The 21490-nt window shown below is 69.5% G+C and carries 24 protein-coding genes and 1 pseudogene; 16 read left to right on the plus strand and 9 right to left on the minus strand.

Annotation, left to right across the window (positions count from 1 at the left end; translation table 11 throughout):
* Positions 1 to 232: 232 nt before the first annotated feature.
* Both E1202_RS31895 and E1202_RS31900 read left to right on the plus strand, forming a co-directional pair.
* Positions 233 to 688: a glycoside hydrolase 64/thaumatin family protein gene (locus E1202_RS31895; RefSeq protein ID WP_207918864.1), complete on the plus strand. Its 456-nt coding sequence runs from the start codon at positions 233 to 235 to the stop codon at positions 686 to 688.
* Positions 634 to 1209 carry a beta-1,3-glucanase family protein gene (locus tag E1202_RS31900; protein WP_207918865.1) on the plus strand — a complete coding sequence of 192 codons (576 nt, stop codon included), beginning with the start codon at positions 634 to 636 and terminating at the stop codon, positions 1207 to 1209. Before E1202_RS31895 ends, E1202_RS31900 begins: the two co-directional genes overlap by 55 nt.
* Before the next feature lie 280 nt (positions 1210 to 1489).
* Here E1202_RS31900 and E1202_RS22220 read toward each other — a convergent pair whose 3' ends face one another.
* Genes E1202_RS22220 through E1202_RS22230 form a run of 3 tightly spaced genes read right to left on the minus strand, consistent with a single transcriptional unit; the run spans position 1490 to position 4708 of the window.
* Entirely contained in the window at positions 1490 to 2455 is a 966-nt protein-coding gene (locus E1202_RS22220; RefSeq protein WP_132685077.1) for an alpha/beta hydrolase, read from the minus strand.
* 16 nt (positions 2456 to 2471) lie between these two features.
* A complete protein-coding gene (locus E1202_RS22225) occupies positions 2472 to 4076 on the minus strand; it encodes an MDR family MFS transporter (protein ID WP_132685078.1) in 1605 nt (534 codons plus the stop codon).
* Positions 4073 to 4708 (minus strand): TetR/AcrR family transcriptional regulator, encoded by a 636-nt coding sequence (locus tag E1202_RS22230; protein WP_235878853.1) that lies wholly within the window; start codon positions 4706 to 4708, stop codon positions 4073 to 4075. The genes E1202_RS22225 and E1202_RS22230 overlap by 4 nt, the downstream gene beginning before the upstream one ends.
* 65 nt (positions 4709 to 4773) lie before the next feature.
* Between E1202_RS22230 and E1202_RS22235 the strand changes: the two genes are divergently transcribed.
* Both E1202_RS22235 and E1202_RS22240 read left to right on the plus strand, forming a co-directional pair.
* On the plus strand, positions 4774 to 5217 hold the full coding sequence (locus E1202_RS22235; RefSeq protein ID WP_132685080.1) for a MarR family winged helix-turn-helix transcriptional regulator: 444 nt from the start codon (positions 4774 to 4776) through the stop codon (positions 5215 to 5217).
* Between the two features lie 33 nt (positions 5218 to 5250).
* Complete coding sequence (locus tag E1202_RS22240) at positions 5251 to 6030, plus strand: arylamine N-acetyltransferase family protein (protein ID WP_132685081.1); 780 nt, start codon at positions 5251 to 5253, stop codon at positions 6028 to 6030.
* Here the strand turns inward: E1202_RS22240 and E1202_RS22245 are convergent.
* Together E1202_RS22245 and E1202_RS22250 are read right to left on the minus strand one after the other, a co-directional pair.
* Positions 6027 to 7205 (minus strand): glycosyltransferase, encoded by a 1179-nt coding sequence (locus tag E1202_RS22245; RefSeq protein ID WP_132685082.1) that lies wholly within the window; start codon positions 7203 to 7205, stop codon positions 6027 to 6029. The genes E1202_RS22240 and E1202_RS22245 overlap by 4 nt on opposite strands.
* A 70-nt stretch (positions 7206 to 7275) precedes the next feature.
* Positions 7276 to 8052: an adenylate/guanylate cyclase domain-containing protein gene (locus tag E1202_RS22250; protein WP_207918867.1), complete on the minus strand. Its 777-nt coding sequence runs from the start codon at positions 8050 to 8052 to the stop codon at positions 7276 to 7278.
* A 163-nt stretch (positions 8053 to 8215) separates the two neighbouring features.
* Between E1202_RS22250 and E1202_RS22255 the strand changes: the two genes are divergently transcribed.
* From E1202_RS22255 to E1202_RS22280, 6 genes are all read left to right on the plus strand, one after another.
* On the plus strand, positions 8216 to 8638 hold the full coding sequence (locus E1202_RS22255; RefSeq protein ID WP_235878855.1) for a YbaB/EbfC family nucleoid-associated protein: 423 nt from the start codon (positions 8216 to 8218) through the stop codon (positions 8636 to 8638).
* Positions 8639 to 8642: 4 nt separating this feature from the next.
* Positions 8643 to 10295 carry a WXG100 family type VII secretion target gene (locus tag E1202_RS22260; RefSeq protein WP_132685083.1) on the plus strand — a complete coding sequence of 551 codons (1653 nt, stop codon included), beginning with the start codon at positions 8643 to 8645 and terminating at the stop codon, positions 10293 to 10295.
* Between the two features lie 11 nt (positions 10296 to 10306).
* The gene (locus tag E1202_RS22265; RefSeq protein WP_132685084.1) at positions 10307 to 11020 is read left to right on the plus strand and encodes a hypothetical protein; all 714 of its coding nucleotides are present in this window, start codon (positions 10307 to 10309) and stop codon (positions 11018 to 11020) included.
* Positions 11013 to 11738 carry a hypothetical protein gene (locus E1202_RS22270; RefSeq protein WP_132685085.1) on the plus strand — a complete coding sequence of 242 codons (726 nt, stop codon included), beginning with the start codon at positions 11013 to 11015 and terminating at the stop codon, positions 11736 to 11738. Before E1202_RS22265 ends, E1202_RS22270 begins: the two co-directional genes overlap by 8 nt.
* A 160-nt stretch (positions 11739 to 11898) precedes the next feature.
* Positions 11899 to 12213 carry an ArsR/SmtB family transcription factor gene (locus tag E1202_RS22275; protein WP_132685086.1) on the plus strand — a complete coding sequence of 105 codons (315 nt, stop codon included), beginning with the start codon at positions 11899 to 11901 and terminating at the stop codon, positions 12211 to 12213.
* Positions 12179 to 12568 carry a VOC family protein gene (locus tag E1202_RS22280; RefSeq protein WP_132685087.1) on the plus strand — a complete coding sequence of 130 codons (390 nt, stop codon included), beginning with the start codon at positions 12179 to 12181 and terminating at the stop codon, positions 12566 to 12568. The genes E1202_RS22275 and E1202_RS22280 overlap by 35 nt, the downstream gene beginning before the upstream one ends.
* A 51-nt stretch (positions 12569 to 12619) precedes the next feature.
* Here E1202_RS22280 and E1202_RS22285 read toward each other — a convergent pair whose 3' ends face one another.
* Positions 12620 to 13768: a trans-sulfuration enzyme family protein gene (locus tag E1202_RS22285; protein WP_207918869.1), complete on the minus strand. Its 1149-nt coding sequence runs from the start codon at positions 13766 to 13768 to the stop codon at positions 12620 to 12622.
* A gap of 128 nt (positions 13769 to 13896) precedes the next feature.
* Positions 13897 to 14379 (minus strand): Lrp/AsnC family transcriptional regulator, encoded by a 483-nt coding sequence (locus E1202_RS22290; RefSeq protein ID WP_132685088.1) that lies wholly within the window; start codon positions 14377 to 14379, stop codon positions 13897 to 13899.
* Between the two features lie 156 nt (positions 14380 to 14535).
* Between E1202_RS22290 and E1202_RS22295 the strand changes: the two genes are divergently transcribed.
* On the plus strand, positions 14536 to 16965 hold the full coding sequence (locus E1202_RS22295; protein WP_132685089.1) for a PEP/pyruvate-binding domain-containing protein: 2430 nt from the start codon (positions 14536 to 14538) through the stop codon (positions 16963 to 16965).
* Between the two features lie 20 nt (positions 16966 to 16985).
* Positions 16986 to 17189 (plus strand): annotated as a pseudogene (locus tag E1202_RS22300) (N-acetyltransferase family protein); the annotation flags it as partial.
* On the opposite strand, the gene E1202_RS22305 reads toward E1202_RS22300, so the two are convergent.
* On the minus strand, positions 17190 to 17531 hold the full coding sequence (locus E1202_RS22305) for a bifunctional 3-phenylpropionate/cinnamic acid dioxygenase ferredoxin subunit (protein ID WP_132685090.1): 342 nt from the start codon (positions 17529 to 17531) through the stop codon (positions 17190 to 17192).
* A gap of 288 nt (positions 17532 to 17819) precedes the next feature.
* Here E1202_RS22305 and E1202_RS22310 point away from each other — a divergent pair, with 288 nt between their 5' ends.
* Positions 17820 to 18941: an aromatic ring-hydroxylating oxygenase subunit alpha gene (locus E1202_RS22310; RefSeq protein WP_132685091.1), complete on the plus strand. Its 1122-nt coding sequence runs from the start codon at positions 17820 to 17822 to the stop codon at positions 18939 to 18941.
* A gap of 22 nt (positions 18942 to 18963) precedes the next feature.
* On the opposite strand, the gene E1202_RS22315 is transcribed toward E1202_RS22310, so the two are convergent.
* Complete coding sequence (locus E1202_RS22315; RefSeq protein ID WP_235878857.1) at positions 18964 to 19251, minus strand: DUF3040 domain-containing protein; 288 nt, start codon at positions 19249 to 19251, stop codon at positions 18964 to 18966.
* 96 nt (positions 19252 to 19347) lie between these two features.
* Between E1202_RS22315 and E1202_RS22320 the strand changes: the two genes are divergently transcribed.
* The 3 genes from E1202_RS22320 to E1202_RS22330 all read left to right on the plus strand — a co-directional run bounded on the left by E1202_RS22320 (position 19348) and on the right by E1202_RS22330 (position 21438).
* A complete protein-coding gene (locus tag E1202_RS22320; protein WP_132685092.1) occupies positions 19348 to 19776 on the plus strand; it encodes an NfeD family protein in 429 nt (142 codons plus the stop codon).
* A gap of 10 nt (positions 19777 to 19786) precedes the next feature.
* Positions 19787 to 20977, plus strand: a complete 1191-nt coding sequence (locus tag E1202_RS22325) for an SPFH domain-containing protein (protein WP_132685093.1) — start codon at positions 19787 to 19789, stop codon at positions 20975 to 20977.
* Between the two features lie 83 nt (positions 20978 to 21060).
* Positions 21061 to 21438, plus strand: a complete 378-nt coding sequence (locus E1202_RS22330; RefSeq protein WP_132685094.1) for a MerR family transcriptional regulator — start codon at positions 21061 to 21063, stop codon at positions 21436 to 21438.
* The last annotated feature ends 52 nt before the right edge of the window (positions 21439 to 21490 follow it).

Consider the following 21490-nt stretch of genomic DNA (forward strand, 5'->3'; position numbering starts at 1 on the left):
CTGATGCTGAACGGTACCCAGAGCGGCCGGGGGCGGTCAGCGAAATCCGGCACTCCACCCGCCCCGCGCCGAAAAGTCGCAGAACGCCCGGGAAGTGCGAACTCCGGCGTCGTCGCTGGCGAGAAGCGGACAGTTCGGAAACGGAAAGTTGACTTCCGCTCGGGATCGAGAAAGCCTGAAACTCGAGAGCGCTCTCATATCTTCATTCCTCCTAGTTCGGAGAGTGAAAAACATGACCGCATCCGCAACGAAGCGGCGCTGGCGCCGTGGTGCTCTGGGCCTGCTGACCGCGAGCGCGCTGGCCTCGGCCACCGTCGCCGCCTCGCTCCCGGCCCAGGCAGCACGACCCGCCGAGCCGCGCACCGCGAACGTCGCACCCGCGGGAACCCCGCCGCCCGAGGAGTTCTGGGGCGATGTCGCGAGCATTCCCCCGGCGCAGAACGAACTCATGGTCAAGGTCATCAACCAGACCACCGGGCAGTACCCCGACGACCAGGTGTACTGGACGTTCAACGGCGAGACGCACTCGATCGCCGAGCAGCCCTACCTGGACATGCCCGCGAACTCGGCGGGCCGCATGGAGTTCCACCTCGGAGCACCGGACAGCCCGCTGACCGATTCATCGAGTTCACCGTGGGCGACAACGTGTTCAACGGCAACACCACCCGCGTCGACGCCTTCGGCCTGAAGCTGGCCATGCGGCTGCACGCCGAGGACGGCTTCGACGCGGCGTTCGGCGAGGACTACGAGACGTTCCAGGAGAGCCGCGAGGCGACCTTCCAGAAGTTCCGCGACGAGGTCCCGGTGGAGTTCAAGCACCTGGCCGACGACCCGAACCGGATCATCGCGCCCGGCAGCTCGCCGGAGTTCCAGGACGGCGGCGCGCAGGCGAACTACTTCACCGACTACGCGAACTCGGTGGGCGTGAACGAGACGACGAAGAACATCTTCGGCTGCGCCGGAACCCTCGGCGGCGACGCCAACGAGTGCGCCGCGCTCAACCGCCACGTCGCCGACCTGCCGGAGGACCAGCAGCACGACCCGTCGAAGTTCTACCCGACCGGACCGGCGAACTACTACGCCAAGTTCTGGCACGACCACAACATCGACGGGAAGTCCTACGGGTTCCCCTACGACGACGTGGCCGAGCAGGCCTCCTACGTCTCCCACGAAGGCCCGCGGTGGCTCGTGGTGGCCGTGGGCTGGTGAGGATTCAGCCGAAGCCTCACCGGTGAAGAATCGGGGCGTGTCCGCAACCTCCCGCGCGGCCACGCCCCGACCCTTCTTCTTGTGTTCGGCGGTGGTCTTCTTGCTCGGCGGTGCCAGTGGCGGAACCTGAGCGGCTCCGTGAACTCCGTGCGCCGCTCCTGATGTATGCCGATACACGGCGTCCCGGCGTACTCGCCACGAAGCCGCTCAGAACCCGCGGCGGTGCCGGTTGAGTCCCGCACCTGAAGCAGGACGGCTTCGCCGCGCCCGTGAGCAGTTCCTAGTCGGTCACGCGGGGTCGCACGAGTGCTGTGGAGAGTTCCTCGCAGAGTTCGGCGAGGGCCTGGGGCGCGCTGCGGCAGATGTTCGGGAAGGACATGTAGCCGTGCGGCATGCCGACGTAGGTGGTGGTGCGGACCGGGACACCGGCGGCTCGCAGCGCCTCTCCGTAGCGGAGGCCGTCGTCGCGGATCGGGTCGTGCTCGGCGACCTGGATCAGCGCCGGCGGCAGCCCCTCGTGCGTCGCCGCCTTCAGCGGTGAGACCAGCGGGTTCGCCGGGTCCTGCCCGTCGAGGTAGGTGTCGCGCATCTTCCGCGCCTCGCGGGTGGTGATCACCGGTGCCTCGGCGTTGTCCTCCAGCGACCGGCTGCCCAGCGTCATGTCGGTGGCCGGGTAGATCAGTCCCTGGAAGGCGACCTCCGGACCGGAGCGGTCCCGCGCGAGCAGGCACATCACGGCGGCGAGGTTGCCGCCCGCGCTGTCGCCCATGATCGCGATCCGCTGCGGGTCGGCGCCGAGTTCGGCCGCGCGCCCGGCGACGTCGACGAGCGCGGCGTAGCAGTCCTCGACGGCCATCGGGAAACGGTGGGTGGGCGCGAGCCGGTAGTCCACCGACACCACGACCGCCCCGACCTCCTTGGCGACCCGGCCGCACAGCCAGTCCGCCATGTCGAGGTTCCCGCTGACCCAGCCGCCGCCGTGGATGTTGACGATCAGCGGCAGCGGCCCGGTGGCCCGCATCGGCCGGTACACCCGGACCCCGATGCGGCCGTCGGCCCCGGCGGCGGTGAGGTCGCTGGTGACGATGCCGGGAGCGCGAGAGCCCAGCAGGAAGTCGATGACCTTGTTGCGCGGCAAGGTCTTCCGCTGCCGCGCGATCAGCTGCTCGTCGGTCATGCCGGTGACGCTGGGAGCCAGGCTCAGCGCCTTGCCCAGCAACCGGACGCGCAGATCCATCTCCGCCATGCGAGTCCTCCCGCGATCAGTGGGTCTTGGTGGTGACGCGCTGCTGCGCTTCGAGCTCTTCGGCTTCGTGGCCGCCGATGGCCTCGCCGCGGGCGACCAGCCCGGCCACCTCCGACAGCGGGATCTGCTTGAGCAGCAGCGAGAGCAGGAACGCGATGGCCATGAACGGCACCAGGTACCAGAACACCGGCGCCAGCGCGTCGGCGTAGGCGGCGACGATCGCGTCCCGCACGGGTTCGGGCAGCTGCTGCAGCACGTTCGGCGACAGCGACACCGCGGACTGCTCGGCCTGCTGCGCGGACGCACCGGCGCCCGCGAAGATCTCGGTGAGGTTCTCGGCCAGCCGGGTGGAGAAGATCGTGCCGAACACCGCGACGCCCAGCGCGCCGCCGACCTCGCGGAAGTAGTTGTTGGTGCTGGTCGCGGTGCCGATCAGCGCCGGGTCGACGGAGTTCTGCACCACCAGCACCACGACCTGCATGATCAGCCCGAGACCGGCGCCGAAGACGAACAGGAACACGCACAGCAGCCACACCGGCGTGTCGGCCGACAGCGTGGTCATGGCGAGCATCCCGCCCGCGGTGATGAGCGTGCCCAGGATCGGGAACACCTTGTAGCGACCGGTCTTGGTGATCAGCGCACCGGAGGTGATGGAGGTCAGCATCAGACCGGCCATCATCGGCAGCATCGCCATGCCCGACACCGCCGCCGAGGTCCCGGTGGACATCTGCAGGAAGGTGGGCAGGAAGCCCAGCGCGGCGAACATGCCCAGCCCGAGCACCAGCCCGATGCTGGTGGCGTTGACGAAGATGGGGTTGCGGAACAGCGACAGCGGGATGACCGGGTCGCTCGCCCGGGACTCGACCAGCACGAACAGCGCCGCGGCGATGACCAGGCCCGCCGCCCACAGCCAGGTTTCGGGCGCGCTCCAGCCGTGCGCGGAGTCGCCGCCGAAGTCGGTGAAGAAGATCAGGCTGGTGGTGGCCAGCGCCAGCAGCACCACGCCGGGGATGTCCAGCGGCTTGGTGGCCTTCTTGCTGGGCAGGGTCAGTGCGAAGTAGGTGATGGCGAACGCGGCGATGCCGATCGGGATGTTGATGTAGAACGCCCAGTGCCAGGACAGGTGGTCGACGAAGAACCCGCCGAGCAGCGGGCCGCCGACCGCGGCGAGACCGAAGATGCCGCCGAGCGGTCCGAGGTACTTGCCGCGCTCGCTGGCGGGCACGATGTCGGCGATGATCGCCTGCGAGAGGATCATCAGGCCACCGCCGCCGAGGCCCTGCGCGGCGCGGAAGATCACGAAGGTCCAGAAGTCCCCGGCCACGGCGCAGCCGACCGAGGCGAGCGTGAACAGCGCGATGGCGACCAGGAACAGCGTGCGCCTGCCGAGCACGTCGCCGAACTTGCCGTAGATCGGCATGACGATGGTGGTGGCCAGCAGGTAGGCGGTGGTGATCCACGCCTGGTGCGCGACGCCGCCGAGGTCGCCGACGATGGTGGGCATCGCGGTGGACACGATGGTCTGGTCGAGGCTGGCCAGCAGCATTCCCGCGATCAGCGCGCTGAAGATGATCCAGATCCGCCGCTTGGTGAGCAGTAACGTGGGTTCGGTTTCGGTCATCGGGTCCCTCCGGTGGGCGTGGCGGCGAAAACCTCGCGAGCGGCCACCAAGCGGCGTTGCATGAGCGTGTTCAGCGACTCGGAGTTGGCCGGGTCGAGGAACTGCCCCATGCAGGCGCCGGCGAGCGCGCAGACCACCTGGACGGCGGCGGAGGCCCGGAGGTCTCCTTCCGGGAGCCCTTCCCTGGCTCGCACCAGTGCGACGTCGGCGCGTTCGCGCGTCTGGACGTGCTCGAACACCCGCGACAGCAGCCGGGGTTCGCGATCCATGGCCGCGACCAGGTCTGCGACGTGCTCGGGCGTGAGTCCGACCTCGGTCCAGCGGTCGACCAGGAGCGCGGCGTAGTCGTCGAGCAGGCTCGCCGAGACCCCCGGTTCGTCCGGGTCGCCGCCCGAGGTGAACCGTTCCTCGATCTCGTGCTGGTCCCACAGCGTTGTGAACCCCAGTACGGCGTCCTCCTTGGACGCGAAGTAGTTGAAGAAGGTGCGCCTGGAGATGCCCGCCTCGTCGCAGACCTCGTCCACGGTGAAACCGGACAGCCCGTCCTCGGCGGTGCGGCGACGCGCCGCGGCGGTCAGCCGGTGAGCCGTGCGGACCCGACGCTTCAGAGCAGGAGTTGCACCATCAGCCACGGAGTGCATTATTGCACTCTGCGTTCCATGGTGCAGAAGGGGTGGCCTGGGGTACAACTGGCGCCATGGTGGACGCCATCGGCACCGGTCTGGGCAGCCTCGGATACCGGTTCAACATGATCGCTCGGCAAGCGCGAGCGAACTTCGAGCAACGGCTCGGCGAGGCCGGGGCGAGCTTCACGACGTGGACGATCCTGGAAGCGCTCACCGTGCACGGGCCGGTGATCCAGCGGGACCTGGCCAGATCGCTGCACGTCAGCGGCCAGACGCTGGCCCGCCAGGTGGATCGCCTGGTCGAGACCGGATGGCTGGAGCGCGGCGAGGCCGAGGGCGACCGCCGCGCGGTGCGCCTGCATCTCACCGGCGCCGGTCGCGCCGCCCACCGCCGCCTCCAGCAGGCGTCGCGGAAGGCCAACGAGCAGCTGGTCGCGGGCCTGTCACCCGAGGAGATCGACGGCCTCAGCGAGCTGCTGACCCGGCTCTCCCGGAACCTCGGGGGAGACCGTTGACCTCCACCGCGCTGGAGGTGTGAGGCTGTGACCATGACCGACCCCTGGGACGTCGAGTCGCTCGACCTCGATGCGTACCTCGCCCGCACCGGGCAGCCCGCCGCACCGCCGTCCGCCGAGGCCCTCACCGCGCTGCACGAGGCGCACGTGCGCACGATCCCCTTCGAGAACGTCGATCCGGCGCTCGGGCGCACACCGCGACTCGACCTGGAATCGATCACGGCGAAGCTGGTGCGCAGGCAGCGCGGCGGCTACTGCTTCGAGCACTCCCTGCTGTTCGCCGCCGCGCTGGAACGCCTCGGCTACGAGGTGTCCCGCCGGGCCGCACGGGTCCAGCCGCATCGCAACGGCCCGCGAACCCACATGAACCTCGTCGTCACCGTCGACGGCGACGAGCACCTGGCCGACGTCGGTTTCGGCGCGGGCGTGCTGCGCCCGATGCGGCTGGCCGACGGCGCGGTGGTCGACCAGGCCGGCTGGAACCACCGGCTGTCCCGCGACGGTCGACTGTGGACGCTGGAGAAGGAGACCTCGGAGGGCTGGGAACCGCTGCACGCCTTCGACGACCAGCCGCAACGGCTCATCGACTACGAGGTCTACAACCACTACACCGCCACGCACCCGGACTCGCCGTTCACCGGCAGGCTCGTGGTGATGCGGCTCGACGAGGGAATCAGCCGCAAGCTCATCGGCGACACCTTCGTCGTCGAACGACCCGACGGCTCGCAGGAGATGACACCGGTCGACGACCGGGCGCAAACCCTCCGCTCGCTCGACGTCGCGCTCACCGACGACGAACTGGCCGGCCTCTAGACCAGCTCCTCCAGGTCCGCTGCGAGCTGGCAGAGCGGGGGCAGCGCCAGGACTCGGCGCTGCACTCCGCGGACGGCGCTGCGGAACGACGGTTCCTCCAGCACCCGCGACACCGCCTCGTGCAGCAGCGGCACGGTCACGTCCTCGATGTTGAACGCCAGCCCCGCGCCGATCTCGGTGATGCGGGCGGCGTTTCCGGGCTGCTCGGCGAACATCGGCAGCCCCACCATCGGCACCCCGGCGTAGAGCGATTCGCGGGTGCTGTTGAAACCGCAGTGGGTGATGAACGCGTCGCAGGCGGGCAGCAGCGTCTGCTGCTGGACGAACGAGGTCAGGTGCACGTTCTCCGCGCGCACCCCGGTCCACTCCCCCGGATCGCGGTTGGCGCCGAGCGCGACCACGCCCGTGACCGGGAGCTTGCCGAGCGTTTCGATGATCGTGTCGAGCAGCAGGGGACGTTCGCCGAGCATCATCGGCGCGTTGGACCCGAGGCCGGCCAGCACCAGCGGGCGGTCCGGGAGATCGGCGACGGCCGGGTCGAGCCGCTGGGCGTCGCCGTCGGGAATCCGGTAGTGGCGCGCGGATTCCAGCCGCGCGCCGTCCGGGTAGAAGGTCTCGGGCACGACTCCCGCCCGGAAGAAGCTCATCGGCTGCCACGGGTCGTCGACCGGGGCGAGCCCGAAGTGCGCACGACCGGCGTTGATCTCGTCGAGGACGTCGCCGAACGGCGCCATCGGGCTGATGTCGATCACGGCGTTGGGGATGCCCCACTTCTCGGCCGCGTAGTAACCGCCGAACTCGGTCGCCTCGCGGACGATCAGGTCCGGGCGCTCCACGTGCTCCAGGAGCTTCTCGCCGAAGTGGCGTCCGAGCACGCCGACGAAGTTGCCGCCGAAGACCTCCGGGGTGACACCGATGGTCTCGGTGCCGCGCCGCTCGGCGACGTCGGTGAGCCCCTTCGCGCCGAAGCGCTCCGGGTCCGCGGCGAGGTCGCGCATGGTGATCAGGTCGGGCAGGACGACGGGCCGGAGACCGGCCTGCTCGATGGTGTCCGCCATGGCTTCGCTGGTGGCGACGAGGACGTCGTGCCCGGCGTCGCGCAGCCGGCGACCGACCGGCAGCAGCAGCGGGACGAGGTGCGAGTAGGCGGGCATGGCGGTCAGGACGGTGCGCAAGGAAATCCCATCCGGGCTCGACGACGAACTGGACAGCATGCTGTCCAGTTGCGACGGTACACCCGTTCCGTCACCGCTCGTGACGGGGAACCACCGCGTACACGGCCAGGCCCTTCGGTGTCCCCTTCGCCCGGAAGCGACGGCTGCGCGCCACGTACCGCTCGCGATCGGCGGCCTCCAGGACCTGCTCGGTGACCAGCACTTCCCCGCCGTTGGCGGCGTCGGCCACGCGCGCGGCGATGTTGACGTCCACCCCGATGTAGTCCTTGCCGACCTTGCGCGGCCAACCGCGGTGCAAGCCCACCCGCAGCGACGGGCGGTAACCGTCGTGCTTGAGCGCGCTGACCGCCGACCCCAGCGCAGCGGCGGCCTCGATCGCCTTGTCGACGTCGGAGAAGGCGACCATCACCCCGTCGCCGAGCGATTTGACGACCACACCGCCGTACCCGCCGACGACCTCGTGGCTGACGCCGAAGAACTCCCGCAGCAACCGCAGGACCTGGTCGTCACCGGCGCGCAGCGCCCAGGTGGAGAAGCCCACGAGATCGGTGAACATGATCGTCACGGCCCCGTCGGCGGCACCCCGGCTGGTCAGCGCCTGCCACGCCTGCACGGTCACCAGGCCGAGCTCGCGCACCGCGCTCGGCCGATCGCCCGCGACCTGCATCATCAGCCGCGCCACGCGGTCGGAGGGCTTCCCCGGATCGGAGAACGCGAGCTCGCCGGACCCGGGCAGCATCCGCCGGACCCCGCGCAGCGTTCCGACCACCCTCCGGCTCTGGTTGACCTGCCGCGCTCGCTCCCCCGCACGACCCCAGAACCCCGCGGGCCGCGACTCACCGACCATCACACACCGTCCCTCGCACCGAGCCAGCCTAACGGCAACCTACTCCGAAGTAGGTTTCGCCCGACCCCGAGGTGCAGCGCAGATCACCCGGAATCACCCCACGAAGATCGTTGCGCTGGCTAGCATCCACCGCGCGGTAGGTCGAACGACGAGGGGACTGTTCGTGGCACAGCCATCGCAGCGCATCCAGGAGATGATGCGGAAGTTCGAGGAGCAGGCCGCGCAAGCCGGTCGGCTCCGCGAGCGCGTGCAGGAGATCAAGGGGCAGGGCCGCAGCGCCGACGGCAGCGTCACGGTGACCGTCGCCCCGTCGGGCGCGGTGCTGGACCTGCAGCTGACCGCGAGCGCCACGCGCCAGCCGCACACCTCCCTGCAGCAGAGCATCATGACCGCGATCCGCGAGGGCACTCAGGACGCCGCCCGGCAGATGGACGAGACCGTGCAACCGGTGCTGGGCGATCGCGCCGAGCAGTTCAAGAGCGCCTTCAACGCCCACTCCCCCGCACCGCCCACCGCGCCGCCGGAGGGCTCGACGCAGCGCGCGGACGACGAGGACGACCACTCCGACGGCTCGTTCCTGAGGTGACGCGATGACGATGAAGGTCGCCCCGGAGGCGTTGTCCGCCCACAGCCGAGGTTCCGACGGCGTGTCTCAGCACCTCGACCAGCTGGCCCAAGTGCTGGAGCAGGCTCGCGTCAGCGATGACTGCTTCGGTCCTCTCGGCGAGCTGATGGCCTTCGCCTACTTCGACTCGCTGGAGGAGTGCCGGGACCTGGCCACGAAGGCCGGCGGGTTCATGCAGCACATCGCGCAGGCCGTGGCGGACTGCGCGAAGGACTACGCCGAGACCGATCAGAAGGAAGCCGACAACCTCGGCGGCATCGACATCGCCGGCCTGGGCGGCGCCGGTTCCGGCCCCGGCACGATCGGCGGGGTCAACGGAGCCGGTGGAGCGCGCCGCGGCTTCATGGACCAGACCGCCGCGTACGGCATGTCCACCGCCTCGGCCGCGCAGGACCTCGCCAAGGCCGAGAACCCGCCGGACATCGCGATCGCGACGGTCAACGCCCGGATGGAACAGCTCCAGCTGGTCACCAGCCCCGGTCAGTCCTTCGTGGACAACGGTCTGGGTTTCCTGATCTCGCTGGTGATCAGCCCGCTGGTCGAGTTCGTGCTGGAACCGGCCATCGGCGACCCCGAGCAGATGCGCGCCACCGCCAAGGGCTGGGAGCAGGTCGCCGAGTGGCTGGAGAAGCTCGGCGAGCAGGAGCAGCAGCGCGCAGAGGCGACCCGCCCGGCCTGGGAGGGCCAGGCCGGCGACGCGTTCCGCAAGCAGATGACCGAGTTCACCGACGGCTCCCGGGCTTTCGCGACCGATGTCCTCGGCCTGAAGCAGATGCTGGAACTCGCCGCGGACCTCTTCGACGCCTTCGTCGAGATGGTCATCGACATCATCCAGGAACTGGTCCTCGGCCTGATCATCGAGTGGATCGCCGCCCTCGCGGCCTCCTGGATCACCGCCGGAGCCTCCGTCGGCGCGGCAACCGGCATGACGGCCGGTCAGGTCGCCATCACCGGCACCCGCCTCGGCACCAAGGTCGCCGAACTCCTCCACAAGTTGAAGCCCCTGGTCACCAAGCTGGAAGAACTCCTCGTCCAACTCCGACGCGGCCCGCTCCGCCAGGTCGTGGAGAAGATGAACGACCTCCGCGGCGGCAACGTCGCCCAGCGCTGGGTCTCCCGCCAGATCGACGCCAACCCACTGGCCAAGACGCTCACTCGTGGAGATCACGCAAGCCTGGGCAGGGCTCAGGACGCGGTGCGAGACGCCGAACGCGCAGTGACCGAAGGACGGCCCAACGCCGTCGAGAGCCTGGCCGATGCCCGCGAACGGCTCGCCCGCGCCGAAGCCAACGACATGGCTTCGACTACTGGAAACCGGTTCGCCCGGCAGGAGGTGACCGACGCCACCGCGCCTGATGTCAGGCGCAGCTGGAGCGGTGACCTGTCGCAAAGCGCGCGAGGGGAACAAGCCCTCGCCACCAACGCGGTCCAGGCGGGCCTGGGCACCGTCGGGCTCGGCGGTCAGACGCGGGTGACGGACGCCGTTCTCGGCGAAGGTCTGCAAACGGCCACTGAGCAGGGCATCGAGCAGGGCGTGAAATACGGTTACGACAAGGCTGCGGAACCCTCCAGTTCCGAGGAGCGTCAGGCTGCTGAGAACCGCGGCTTCGAGATGTAGGGGGTGATGGCATGACCGTGTCCGAGATGCTCAGCGCCACGTTGACCGCACGGCAGTGGGTCCGTCCGGACGAGCCGATCGTGTGGGCGACCTGGCAGCACAACTTCAAGTACCACGTCCCCGGATGCGACGAACGCGGTAACCCCATCCCCAAGAGGAAGCTCAGCGACAGGCTCGGAAAAGCGGCTGGGAACGTGGCCGGGGCCGTCGCCGTCACCGCGCTCACGCTCGCGTTCGGGGATGGGGATGACCATTCGGGATCCGATGGGGAACGGATCACCCTGGCGGACTTGACCATCGTGGGCCCGAAGATGGAGTGCGCAGCCGTCGAGCTGTTCCAACGCGAACGACCGACCGGATACGCCGCTTTGTGGCAGCTGTGGGTCTTGACCCCGGCGAGGCTCCTGATCCTCGTCACCCACGTGGACGACGCCGTCCCGAAATCGAAACCACAACCCGGTTGGCGCGAACTCCTGCACAAGCCGGAGGAATTCGGCCGGAACGAGCCGGGCGAGCACATCCCCGCCTGGCGAATCGCCCCGTGGTTGGAGTTCCCACTCCAGAACGTCGCGCAGTGCCAGACCGTCGGACCGAAGCGAAAGCCGCACCGCCACTGCGGTTTGGAGTTCACCGACGGCTCCGGTTTCGTGCTCCACGCACGGACACCCCGTGACGCCCAGTTCATGGCAGACACCGTCAACCACCAACGAGGAATCCGTGGCTGACCTCCCCAGGACCGAGCAGGAACTGCTCCAGAAGAAGTGGCGGAAGCTGCTGACCGACGACTGGGTCAGCGACGGAGAAACGCTGCTCTGGCTGGAGACCCCCGCCCAGGCCTACCCCGCCTCGGTGATCGGCCAGAAGCCCACCGTCCCGCACAAACCGCTCTCAGAGGTGCGGAAGTCGCTGGTCGAAGAACCGAACTGGCCACTGCCGAGCAGGCAGATCATCGATGGCGCGTTCCACGGTGACGAGTGGGCCGACGAACTCTCGGTCCACTGGTGGGCCTTCGCCGACCACTCGGACCGCGACGCGGTCCGCTTCACCGACCACATCGCGAACGTCCCCGGTGAAGCGTTCCTGGCCTTCACCGACCAACGCGTCGCGGTCGTGGTCAGGAGCAACCAGGTGACCAAAGCAGAAGAAGCGGCATCGGGCCTGCTCGGCCGAGCCAAGTCAGTCGTGCAGAAGGCTGCGGAGAACCTGCCCTCACCGAACCACCCCGTGTCCTGTTTCGAAGTCCCGACAAGCCGCATCGCCGCGATTCAAGGCACCCCCATGGGCCGGAACCTCCCCCGAGACCCCTGGCTCCGCGTCGACTTCACCGATCACTCCACTTTCTTCGCCCGCTCCCAGGACGTCCTCCAAGACCCCGCCGAAGCCTTCCCCCTCGCTGAACCCTCTCCCAGCCCGGCACCGAGCCAGGGTCCCCCATCCAGGTAGTCCGGGTGAGGTTCCGGATTTCAGTGGGGGTCCGAACTCCGATATCAGTGGAAATCCGTGTTCCGACTTCCACTGAAATCGTGTCCCCCACGGCACCTGCCCAGGTCGCGGCACCGGGTCGAGTTGACATGCAAGTCGTTGCTTGCCTATCGTTCGTGGTGTGGATGACGCCGTGTTCAAGGCGCTGGCCGATGGCACGCGGCGCGCGATCCTCGACGAGCTGACCGAGCAGAACGGGCAGACACTGTTCGAGATCTGCGCACGATTGGCCACCAAGCACGGGCTCGCCTCGTCACGGCAGGCGATCTCGCAGCACCTCGACGCCCTGGAAGCGGCGGGGCTGGTCAGGGCGAGCCGTGACGGCCGGTACAAGTTCCACCACATCGACACCGCGCCGCTCGAACCGATCGTCGAGCGGTGGCTGAGGAAGGGCCGGGAGCATGAGGATCAACCTGCACAGCATGATGGTCGATGACCAGGACAAGGCGCTGCGGTTCTACACCGAGATGCTCGGTTTCGAGGTCAAGCACGACATCCCGATGGGCGAGTTCCGCTGGATCACACTCGTCTCGCCCGAGGAGCCCCACGGCACCGAACTCGTGCTCGAACCCGACCAGCACCCGGCGGCCAAGCCCTTCAAGCAGGCGCTGGTGGCCGACGGGATCCCCTTCACCTCGTTCGCGGTCGAGGACGTCCAGGCCGAGTACGACCGCCTCACCGCCCAGGGCGTGCGCTTCACCCAGCAGCCCACCGACATGGGCCCTGTCACCACAGCCGTCCTCGACGACACCTGCGGAAACCTCATCCAGATCGCCCACGAGAAGGCCTGACCAAGGCGCCCGTTCGCACTTCCGCGCGAAGTTCGAACGGGCCGGAACGGCTCAGGTCGTTCGGTCGAGGGCTTGGTCGAGGTCGTGCCAGAGGTCTTCCGGGGATTCGAGGCCGACCGACAGGCGCAGCAGGCTGTCCGGGATGCCGCCTGCCGCGCGGTCCTGCGGGGCGACGATGTGGTGCGACAGCGATGCTGGGTGTTGCAGCAGCGTGTCGGTGCTGCCGAGGCTGACCGCCGGGGTGATCAGGCGGACTGCGGAAACCACCTCGTGCGGCGGGGCTTCCGACTCGAACGACAGCATCGCACCGCCGGTGGTGAGCTGGCCGAGCTTGCTCGGGTCCGGGTAGTGCACGGCGCTGACCTTCGGGTGCGCGAGCAGCCGCTCCGCGAGGACCGCTGCCGTGTCCGACGAGCGCTCCATGCGGACCGGCAGCGTGGCCAGGCCGCGCTGCAGGAGGTACGCGGCCGAGGGGTGCAGCACTCCGCCCGTGGCGATGCGGACCTGGCGCAGGCGCTGGGCGAACTCCTCCGCGCAGGTCACCACGCCGCCCATGGCGTCCCCGTGCCCGCCGAGGAACTTCGTCGCGCTGTGCAGGACCACGGTGGCGCCGAAGTCGGTGGGCCGCTGCAGAGCCGGTGTGGCGAAGGTGTTGTCGACGAGCACCGGAACGCCACCCGCCGCGTCGACGACGGCGCGGATGTCGATCTCCGCGAGCGTCGGGTTCGCCGGGGTCTCGACGATGATCAGGCCGGTCTCCGGCCGGACGGCGGCACCGACATCGGCCGGGTCCGCCCAGGTGATCTGGTTGCCCAGCAGCCCGGACGCGATGAGGTGGTCGCTGGTGCCGTAGAGCGGCCTCGCCGCCACGACGTGCGGACGACCTGCGGCGACGGTGGCGAGCAGGCACGCCGACAGCGCCGCCATGCCCGAGGCGAAGGCGACACCGGACTCGCAGCCTTCGAGCTCGGCGATCGCTCCTTCGAACCGGGCGACCGTCGGGTTGCCGAGCCGGGCGTAGATCGGCATGCCCGGCACCTGGGCTCCGGTGGTCATCACGTCGAGGCGCTCGGCCTCGTCCCTGCTGTCCCGGCTGGGGTAGGTCGTCGAGAGGTCCAGCGGAACGGCGTGCAGGCCCTGATCGGTGAGGTCGTCGCGGCCTGCGTGCACGGCACGGGTCCAAAACGTCTGTTCGGTCACCACCCGAGGATCAGCGGTCCTCCGGAGCCGCGGTCGGATCTCCGGATGAACGTCGGCCGATGCTGGTGTTGATCCGCGTTGGTCCGGCCGCACCGGTCTGAGGGCGCGTTCATCCGGCGATCGTCCGGTCAGCCTTCGGCGCCCGGCGGCATGAGCGGGCCGCCGCGCCACTGGTGGAAGATCAAGTGGGTGTGCACCATGACCACCTCGTCGCGCGCGGTGAGCTCGTCCAGCACCAGCCTCTGCAGGTCGCCGGCGTCGACGACGGTCACGTGGATGAGGAAGTCGTCCGGGCCGGTCAGGTGGTAGAGGTGCCGCGTCTCGGGCAGGCCCAGGACGTGCTGCACGAACGGGTCCACGAGAGGACGCCGGTGCGGGTGCACGCGCACCGCCAGCATCGCCTCCAGCGGGCGACCGACCGCGCTCGGTTCGATGCGCACCGCCGACCCGCACATCACGCCCGCGCCCCGGAGGCGCGCCAGCCGGTCCGAGCACGTCGAGGTCGAGATGCCCGCTCTCGCCGCCAGCTCGCGGTTGGTCATCCGGGCGTCCTCCTGCAACGCCCGCAGCAACCGCATGTCCACGACGTCCAGTTCCACCTGTGCAGCCACGGGCCGCAGCGTACGGGCGTCCGGATTTTGACGGTTTCTTGACGGCTGATCGCCGGTCGCGGGCCTAGCATCTGGGCATCGGCCTTCGGCCGTGGTGTGCCGGGAAGTCTGGTCGGCGCTGTCATGGTGCGCGCCGTACGGACTGGAGTGGTGTTGATGACCGGCAACGACGCTGGAGTGCTCGAACTCGCGCGGGTCGACGCGAGCATGCTCGGACTGGTCGGCGGCAAGGCCGCCGGGCTCGGTGAACTCATCAGAGCCGGGTTCCGGGTCCCCGAGGGGTTCTGCCTGACGACCCGGGCGCACGCGACCGGCGAGATCCCCGAGCAGGAGGTCCTGGAGGCCTACCGGCGGCTCGGGGCCGACCGGGTGGCGGTGCGGTCGAGCGCGACCGCGGAGGATCTGCCGGACGCGAGCTTCGCCGGGCAGCAGGACACGTTCCTCAACGTCAGCGGCGAGCGGGAACTGCTGTCGGCGATCCGTCGCTGCTGGGACTCGCTGCACTCCGACCGGGCCGTCGCCTACCGCGACGCCAACGAGATCGGCACCGACGTGCGCATGGCCGTCGTGGTGCAGCGGATGGTCGAGGCGAAGGCCGCCGGGGTGCTGTTCACCGCGAACCCGCTGACCGGGACCCGCGCGGAGATGGTGGTCGACGCCGCGCCCGGCCTGGGTGACGTGGTCGTCGACGGATCGGTCATCGCCGACCACCACGTCCTCGACGGAACCCCGCCGCGCACCGACGGGTGCCTGGACCGCGACCAGCTCGACGCGCTGCGCGACGCGGGCGCGCGGGTGCAGGAGAGCTTCGGCTCGCCCCAGGACATCGAGTGGGCCATCGACCGGGACGGCGAGCTGTGGCTGTTGCAGTCGCGGGCCATCACCACGCTCTTCCCGCTCCCGCCCCGATCCGACGACCTGCGGGTCTACTTCGAAATGGGGCACATGCAGGGGATGCTGCGACCCTTCACCCCGGTCGGCATGTCGGCGATGACGCACGGCGCGAAGCTGTGGATGGACTCCGCGGGCCTGTCCGGTGGCGCGTTCGGCGATGCGATGGGCATCGTTCCCGTGGGCGGACGGTTGTTCATGGACTTCTCGGACCTGCTGCGCAACAAGCGCTTCCGCTCCCGGTTGCCGCAGATGATGGAGGTCTACGGTCCGCGCAACGTCGAGATCGTGCAGCGCCTGCTCACCGATCCGCGGTTCGCGCCGACCAGCAGCGGCCTGCCCCTCCCGGTCGCGCCGCTGCTGAAGAAGAGCCTCGTGGTCGTGCCGAAGGCGAAGTTCGAGCTCATCCGCACGCTGATCGACCCCGATGCCGCGCGCGAGCGAGCCTTCCGCGCCACCGAGAAGCTCAAGCGCCAGGCCAGGGCTCCGGAGTTCGCCGACTCGCAGCAGCGCCTGCGCTTCGCCGAAGAGGTGCAGCGGGACTTCATGACCGCCTCGGAGGTGATCTGGCCGCTGTTCATCGGCATCCTCCTCGGCCAGCTCCCGAAGTCGCTGCTCAAGGGCGTCGCCACGACCAGCGAGCTGGACACCGTGCTCGGCGGGCTGCCGCACAACGTCACCACCGAGATGGACCTCGCGCTGTGGCGGCTGACCACCGGCCTCGACGACGAGGCCCGGGAACTCCTGCGCAGCACGCCACCGGCCGAGCTCACCGACCGCTACCGGGCGGGCGAGCTGCCCGACATCGGGTTGGACGACTTCCTCGCCCGCTACGGCCACCGCGCACCGGCGGAGGTCGACGTCGGGATGCCGCGCTGGTCGGAGGACCCGACGCAGATCTTCGCCACCCTCGCCGGATACCTGCGGATCACCGATCCCGAACAGGCACCGGACCGGCGGTTTGAGAAGGCCGCTGCCCGCGCGGAGGCCATGATCGACGAGCTGTTCCAGCGCGCCCGCCGCAAGCGCCCGATCCGCGCCCACCTCGCCCGCTTCCTGATGCGCCGCGCCCGCAAGCTCACCGGACTGCGGGAGCTGGGCAAGTTCGCCTGGCTGTACTCGTTGCAGGCGGTGCGCGAACAGCTGCTGCGCATCGGCGACGACCTCAGCCGGCGCGGTCTGCTGGAACGGCCCGGTGACGTGCTGTTCCTGGAGCTCGACGAGATCCGCGCCGCGGTGGGCGGGTCCGATCAGAGCGCCCTCGCCACCGAGCGAAAGGCCCGCTACGACAGGGAGGTCCGCCGCCGCGCGGTTCCGATCGCGGTGCTCTCCGACGGCACGGACCTGGAGGCCGCGGCACCGCCCGCACCGGCCGCCGACGGCGCGCTGGTCGGACTGGGCGCTTCTCCCGGCAAGGTCACCGGGCCCGCTCGGGTCGTGCACGACCCGGCGACCGCGCGGATCGAGCCCGGCGAGATCCTGGTGGCCACCACCACCGACCCCGGCTGGACGCCGTTGTTCATGACCGCGGCCGGTCTGGTCACCGAAACCGGTTCGCCCATGGCGCACGGCCCGACCGTGGCCCGCGAGTACGGCATCCCGGCGGTGATCTGCGTCCGCGACGCCACCACGGACATCACCACGGGCCAGATCATCACCGTGGACGCGACCTCCGGCACCGTCACGCCGGGTTGAGCCAGTCCTCGCGATCGCGAAAGTCGTTGCTGCGCAGTCAGGTCAGCGCAGCCGATACGGGCGGGTTGTGGACGTTGCAGGCCTCGATCTTCCCGGAGAACGAGGCCGGCATCGCCTTGCACCGCGCCGCCGGGTTCCGCGTGGCCGGAACCCGGGAGCGCATCGCCCTGCACCACGGGGTCTGGCGCGACACCGTCCTGCTGGAACGCCGCCGCGCCGGCTGATCAGGCCGCGCCTTCGGCCTCCAGGGGGAGCTCGACCTCGCGCGGGGTGAGCTGGACGTACACCGTGCCGCCCTCGACGAGGACCTGGTGGGTGCGCAGGGCCCGCTTGGCCGGCAGGCCCGTGGGCGCTCCGCTGCGCAGGTCGAAGAACGCCGCGTGCAGCGGACATTCGACGAAGCAGCCTTCGAGGAATCCGGCGGACAACGATGCGTCCTGGTGGGTGCAGGTGTCGTCGACCGCGTAGAACACGCCGTCGGCGTTGAACACGGCGATCGGGACGTCGGCGATGAACCGGGTCGACTCGCCCGGGGCGAGCTCGTCGGCGCGGCAGACAGCGAACATCGAACCTCCAGTGTTGCGCATTAGAGAACTGGTAACGCCATGCGCAACAGAGTGAGGGTCGTCTCCGAGGTGCGTCAAGACGTCGAAGGAGTCGATTTCCCGTTCGTTTTCCCGGTTAACGACCGATGTCCTCGCTCAGCCCGACGCCGCGGCGACTACCTCGCGGTAACTCGCTCGGACGTCTTGACAGCGCCCGATCCGCGCCCGCATCGTGTTGTCGATCGAGCGACGCAGTGCTCATCGCGCAACAAATTCGCCCTTGTGGAACGAGCCGAAAGGCGCCCCGAGATGACCGCTGCGGAGTTGCCGCACAGCCTGCTGGCCACTCTCCCCGGCCACCACTACACCGATCCGTCGATCTTCGCCCTCGAGCAGTCGCGCATCTTCGAGGCCGGTTGGTTCTGCGCGGTGCGCAGCGCCGATCTGGCAGAACCCGGTGCTTTCCAGACCGTGCAGGTCGGGCGGGAGAGCGTGCTCATCGCCCGCGACCGCAGGGGAAACCTCAACGCCTTCCTCAACGTGTGCCGGCACCGGGGCGCCCGGTTGTGCACCGAGGAGGCCGGACGGGTGCAGCGGTCGCTGCAATGCCCGTACCACGCCTGGACCTACGGCCTGGACGGCAAGCTGATCGCGGCGCCGAACCTCGGAGGCATGCCCGACATCGACCGCGACGAGTACGGCCTCAACCGCGTCCACCTGCGAGAATGGCTCGGCTACGCCTGGGTCTGCCTGGCCGAGGAGCCGCCGTCCTTCGACGACACGGTGATCGCCGACGTCGCCCAGCGCCTCGGCGACGCGGGCGAGCTCGACGCCTACGACATCGCCGCGCTCGAACTCGGCGAGCGGATCCGCTACGACGTCAAGGCGAACTGGAAGCAGATCATCGAGAACTTCATGGAGTGCTACCACTGCGCCACGATCCACCCGGAGCTCACCGAGGTGCTCCCGGAGTTCGCCGACGGGTTCGCCGCCCAGTACTACGTCGGGCACGGCGCCGAATTCGGCGACGACGTGCGGGGTTTCACCGTCGACGGCGGCGACGGCGTGCAGCGGCTACCGGGCGTGGCCGAGCACCAGGACCGGCGCTACTACGCGATCACGGTGCGCCCGCAGGTGTTCATCAACCTGGTCCCCGACCACGTGATCATCCACCGGATGTTCCCGCTCACCGCGGAGCGGACCCTCGTGGACTGCGACTGGCTGTACCTGCCGGACGTCGTCGCCTCCGGCCAGGACCTGTCCCGGTCGGTGGAGCTGTTCCACCGGGTCAACCAGCAGGACTTCGACGCCTGCGAGCGCTGCCAGCTCGCCATGGACTCCCGCTCCTACGCCTCCGGCGGCGTGCTGGTGCCCAGCGAGCACCACATCGCCGAGTTCCACGACTGGGTCCGCGAACGGCTCGCCGGGTGACGCGCTCAGCGGGCGGGGCGGCTCAGGGGTGCGCGTTCAGCAGTAGGTAGCGCACCGCGAGGCCGCCGACCCCCAGGCTGATGCCGACGAAGATCACGCCCGGACTGGCCGCGAGCAGTCCGGTCAGGAACACCAGCGCACCGAGCAGCGCGACCACGATCGCCGCCCACCGCCGACGACTGGTGGCGCGGTCCGGCGGTGGGTGCTTCACCAACTCCGCGAACCGGGGATCGTTCTCCTCGAACCACCGCTCGATCTCCTGGAGCCTCCGACGCTCGTACCGGCTCAACATCACATCTTCCCGGCTCACGCGCAGGGTGCGATACCTATCAACGTAGACCTCCCGCTCACCCCCTGTGAAGTGCGCGAAACCCCTGATCATGCGCTTTTCTGGCATATTGAAGACGTGGTCGCGCTGTTGTGGCTCATCGCCGGTGTGGTGCTGGTCGCGGCCGAGGTCATCTCGGGTGAACTCGTGCTGCTGATGCTCGGCGCCGCCGCGCTGGGGGCCGCCGGAGCCGCCGCGCTGGGCGCACCGCTGGCCGTCGACGCCGCGGTGTTCGCCGCGCTGAGCCTCGGCCTGGTCCTCCTCGCGCGTCCGGCGCTGAAGCGGCGGCTGATGCGGGGCGTCGAGCTCCGCACCAACACCGACGCCCTGATCGGCAAGAAGGCGTTCGTCGAAACCACCGTGAACTCCGCCGGTGGCCTGGTGCTGATCGACGGGCAGAGCTGGTCGGCGCGGCCGCTGGACGACAACGAGGTCCATCGAGCGGGCGAGACGGTGACCGTCATGGACATCTCCGGAGCGACCGCCGTCGTTTCGGGCGAACTGTGAGGAGGCCGCCATGGACCCGACCGCACTGATCGTGCTGGCCGTCATCGTCCTGCTGGTCGTCGTGCTCGTGACCAAGACCGTGCTGCTGGTGCCGCAGGCGACCGCATCGGTGATCGAACGACTCGGCCGCTACCGGTCCGTCGCGCAGCCGGGGCTCAACCTGCTGGTGCCGTTCTTCGACCGGGTCCGCGCTCGCGTCGACCTGCGCGAGCAGGTCGTCTCCTTCCCGCCGCAGCCGGTCATCACCCAGGACAACCTGACCGTGTCCATCGACACCGTCGTCTACTTCCAGGTGACCGACGCGCGCTCGGCGGTCTACGAGATCTCCAACTACATCACCGGCGTCGAGCAGCTGACCACCACGACGCTGCGCAACGTCGTCGGCGGCATGAGCCTGGAGGAGACGCTGACCTCGCGCGATGCGATCAACACGCAGCTGCGCGGGGTGCTGGACAAGGAGACGGGTCGGTGGGGGATCCGCGTCGCGCGCGTGGAGCTCAAGGCCATCGACCCGCCACCGTCCATCCAGGACTCGATGGAGAAGCAGATGCGCGCCGACCGGGAGAAGCGCGCGATGATCCTCAACGCCGAAGGAACCCGCGAATCGGCCATCAAGACCGCCGAAGGCCAGAAGCAGGCGGCGATCCTGGGTGCGGAAGGCCAGAAGCAGGCCGCCATCCTCACCGCGGAAGCCGACCGGCAGTCCAGCATCCTGCGCGCCCAGGGCGACCGCGCGAGCCAGTACCTCAAGTCGCAGGGGCAGGCCAAGGCCATCGAGAAGGTCTTCGCGGCGGTCAAGCGCGCCAAGCCCACACCGGAACTCCTCGCGTACCAGTACCTGCAGACGCTGCCGAAGATGGCCGAGGGCGACGCCAACAAGGTGTGGGTCGTGCCCAGCGAGTTCGGCAAGTCGCTGGAGGGCTTCGCCCGGAGCCTGGGCAAGGCCGACGAGGAGGGCGTCTTCCGCTACGAACCACCGGAGCAGACCGAGGACGCTCCCCCTGCCGAGACCGTGGAGGACGCGGTGCAGGCGTGGTTCGACACCTCCACCAACCCCGAGGTCGCCGAGGCGGTCCGCGCGGCCGAAGCCGTCGCGCGCAAGGAGGTCCCCGCCCCGGGCGAGTTCGGCACGAAGGTCCCCGCGCCGCGACCGGGCATCGCGCAACGACCGCCGTCGACCTCGGAGCCCGACCAGACCTGACATCCGCTCCACGGCGCCGCTGTGCGTACCGTGAAGCCATCCGGGCGTGTTCCGGGCGATGTCGATCGAGGAGTGGTTCGGGCGTGGGTGAGCGGATGCAGATCGGCGAGGTCGCCGAGCGCACGGGGCTGTCGCTGCGCACCATCCGCTACTACGAGGAGGTCGGACTGGTGGTGCCCAGCGCGCGCAGCCAGGGCGGGTTCCGCCTCTACACCGACCCCGACGTCGAGCGGCTGGAGCTGATCAAGGGCATGAAGCCGCTGGGCTTCCAGCTCGACGAGATGCGCGATCTGCTGGCGATCCTCGACCCGGTCCCGGGGTCCCCGAATGTCGAGGATCCGCAGCGCCGGCTGGCCGAGTTCAGCGCCACCGCCGAGCAGTCCTGCCAGAAGCTGCGCGCGAAGCTCCGGCTCGCCGAGAAGTTCGCCGCGATGCTGCGCGAGCGCGTCGACCACGAGTGATCCCGGCCTCATCCGGCCTGCCGGGTGCCGGGGTTCCGGGAACTCTCATCTA

This window comes from Saccharopolyspora karakumensis (assembly GCF_004349225.1).
Lineage (GTDB): Bacteria > Actinomycetota > Actinomycetes > Mycobacteriales > Pseudonocardiaceae > Saccharopolyspora > Saccharopolyspora endophytica.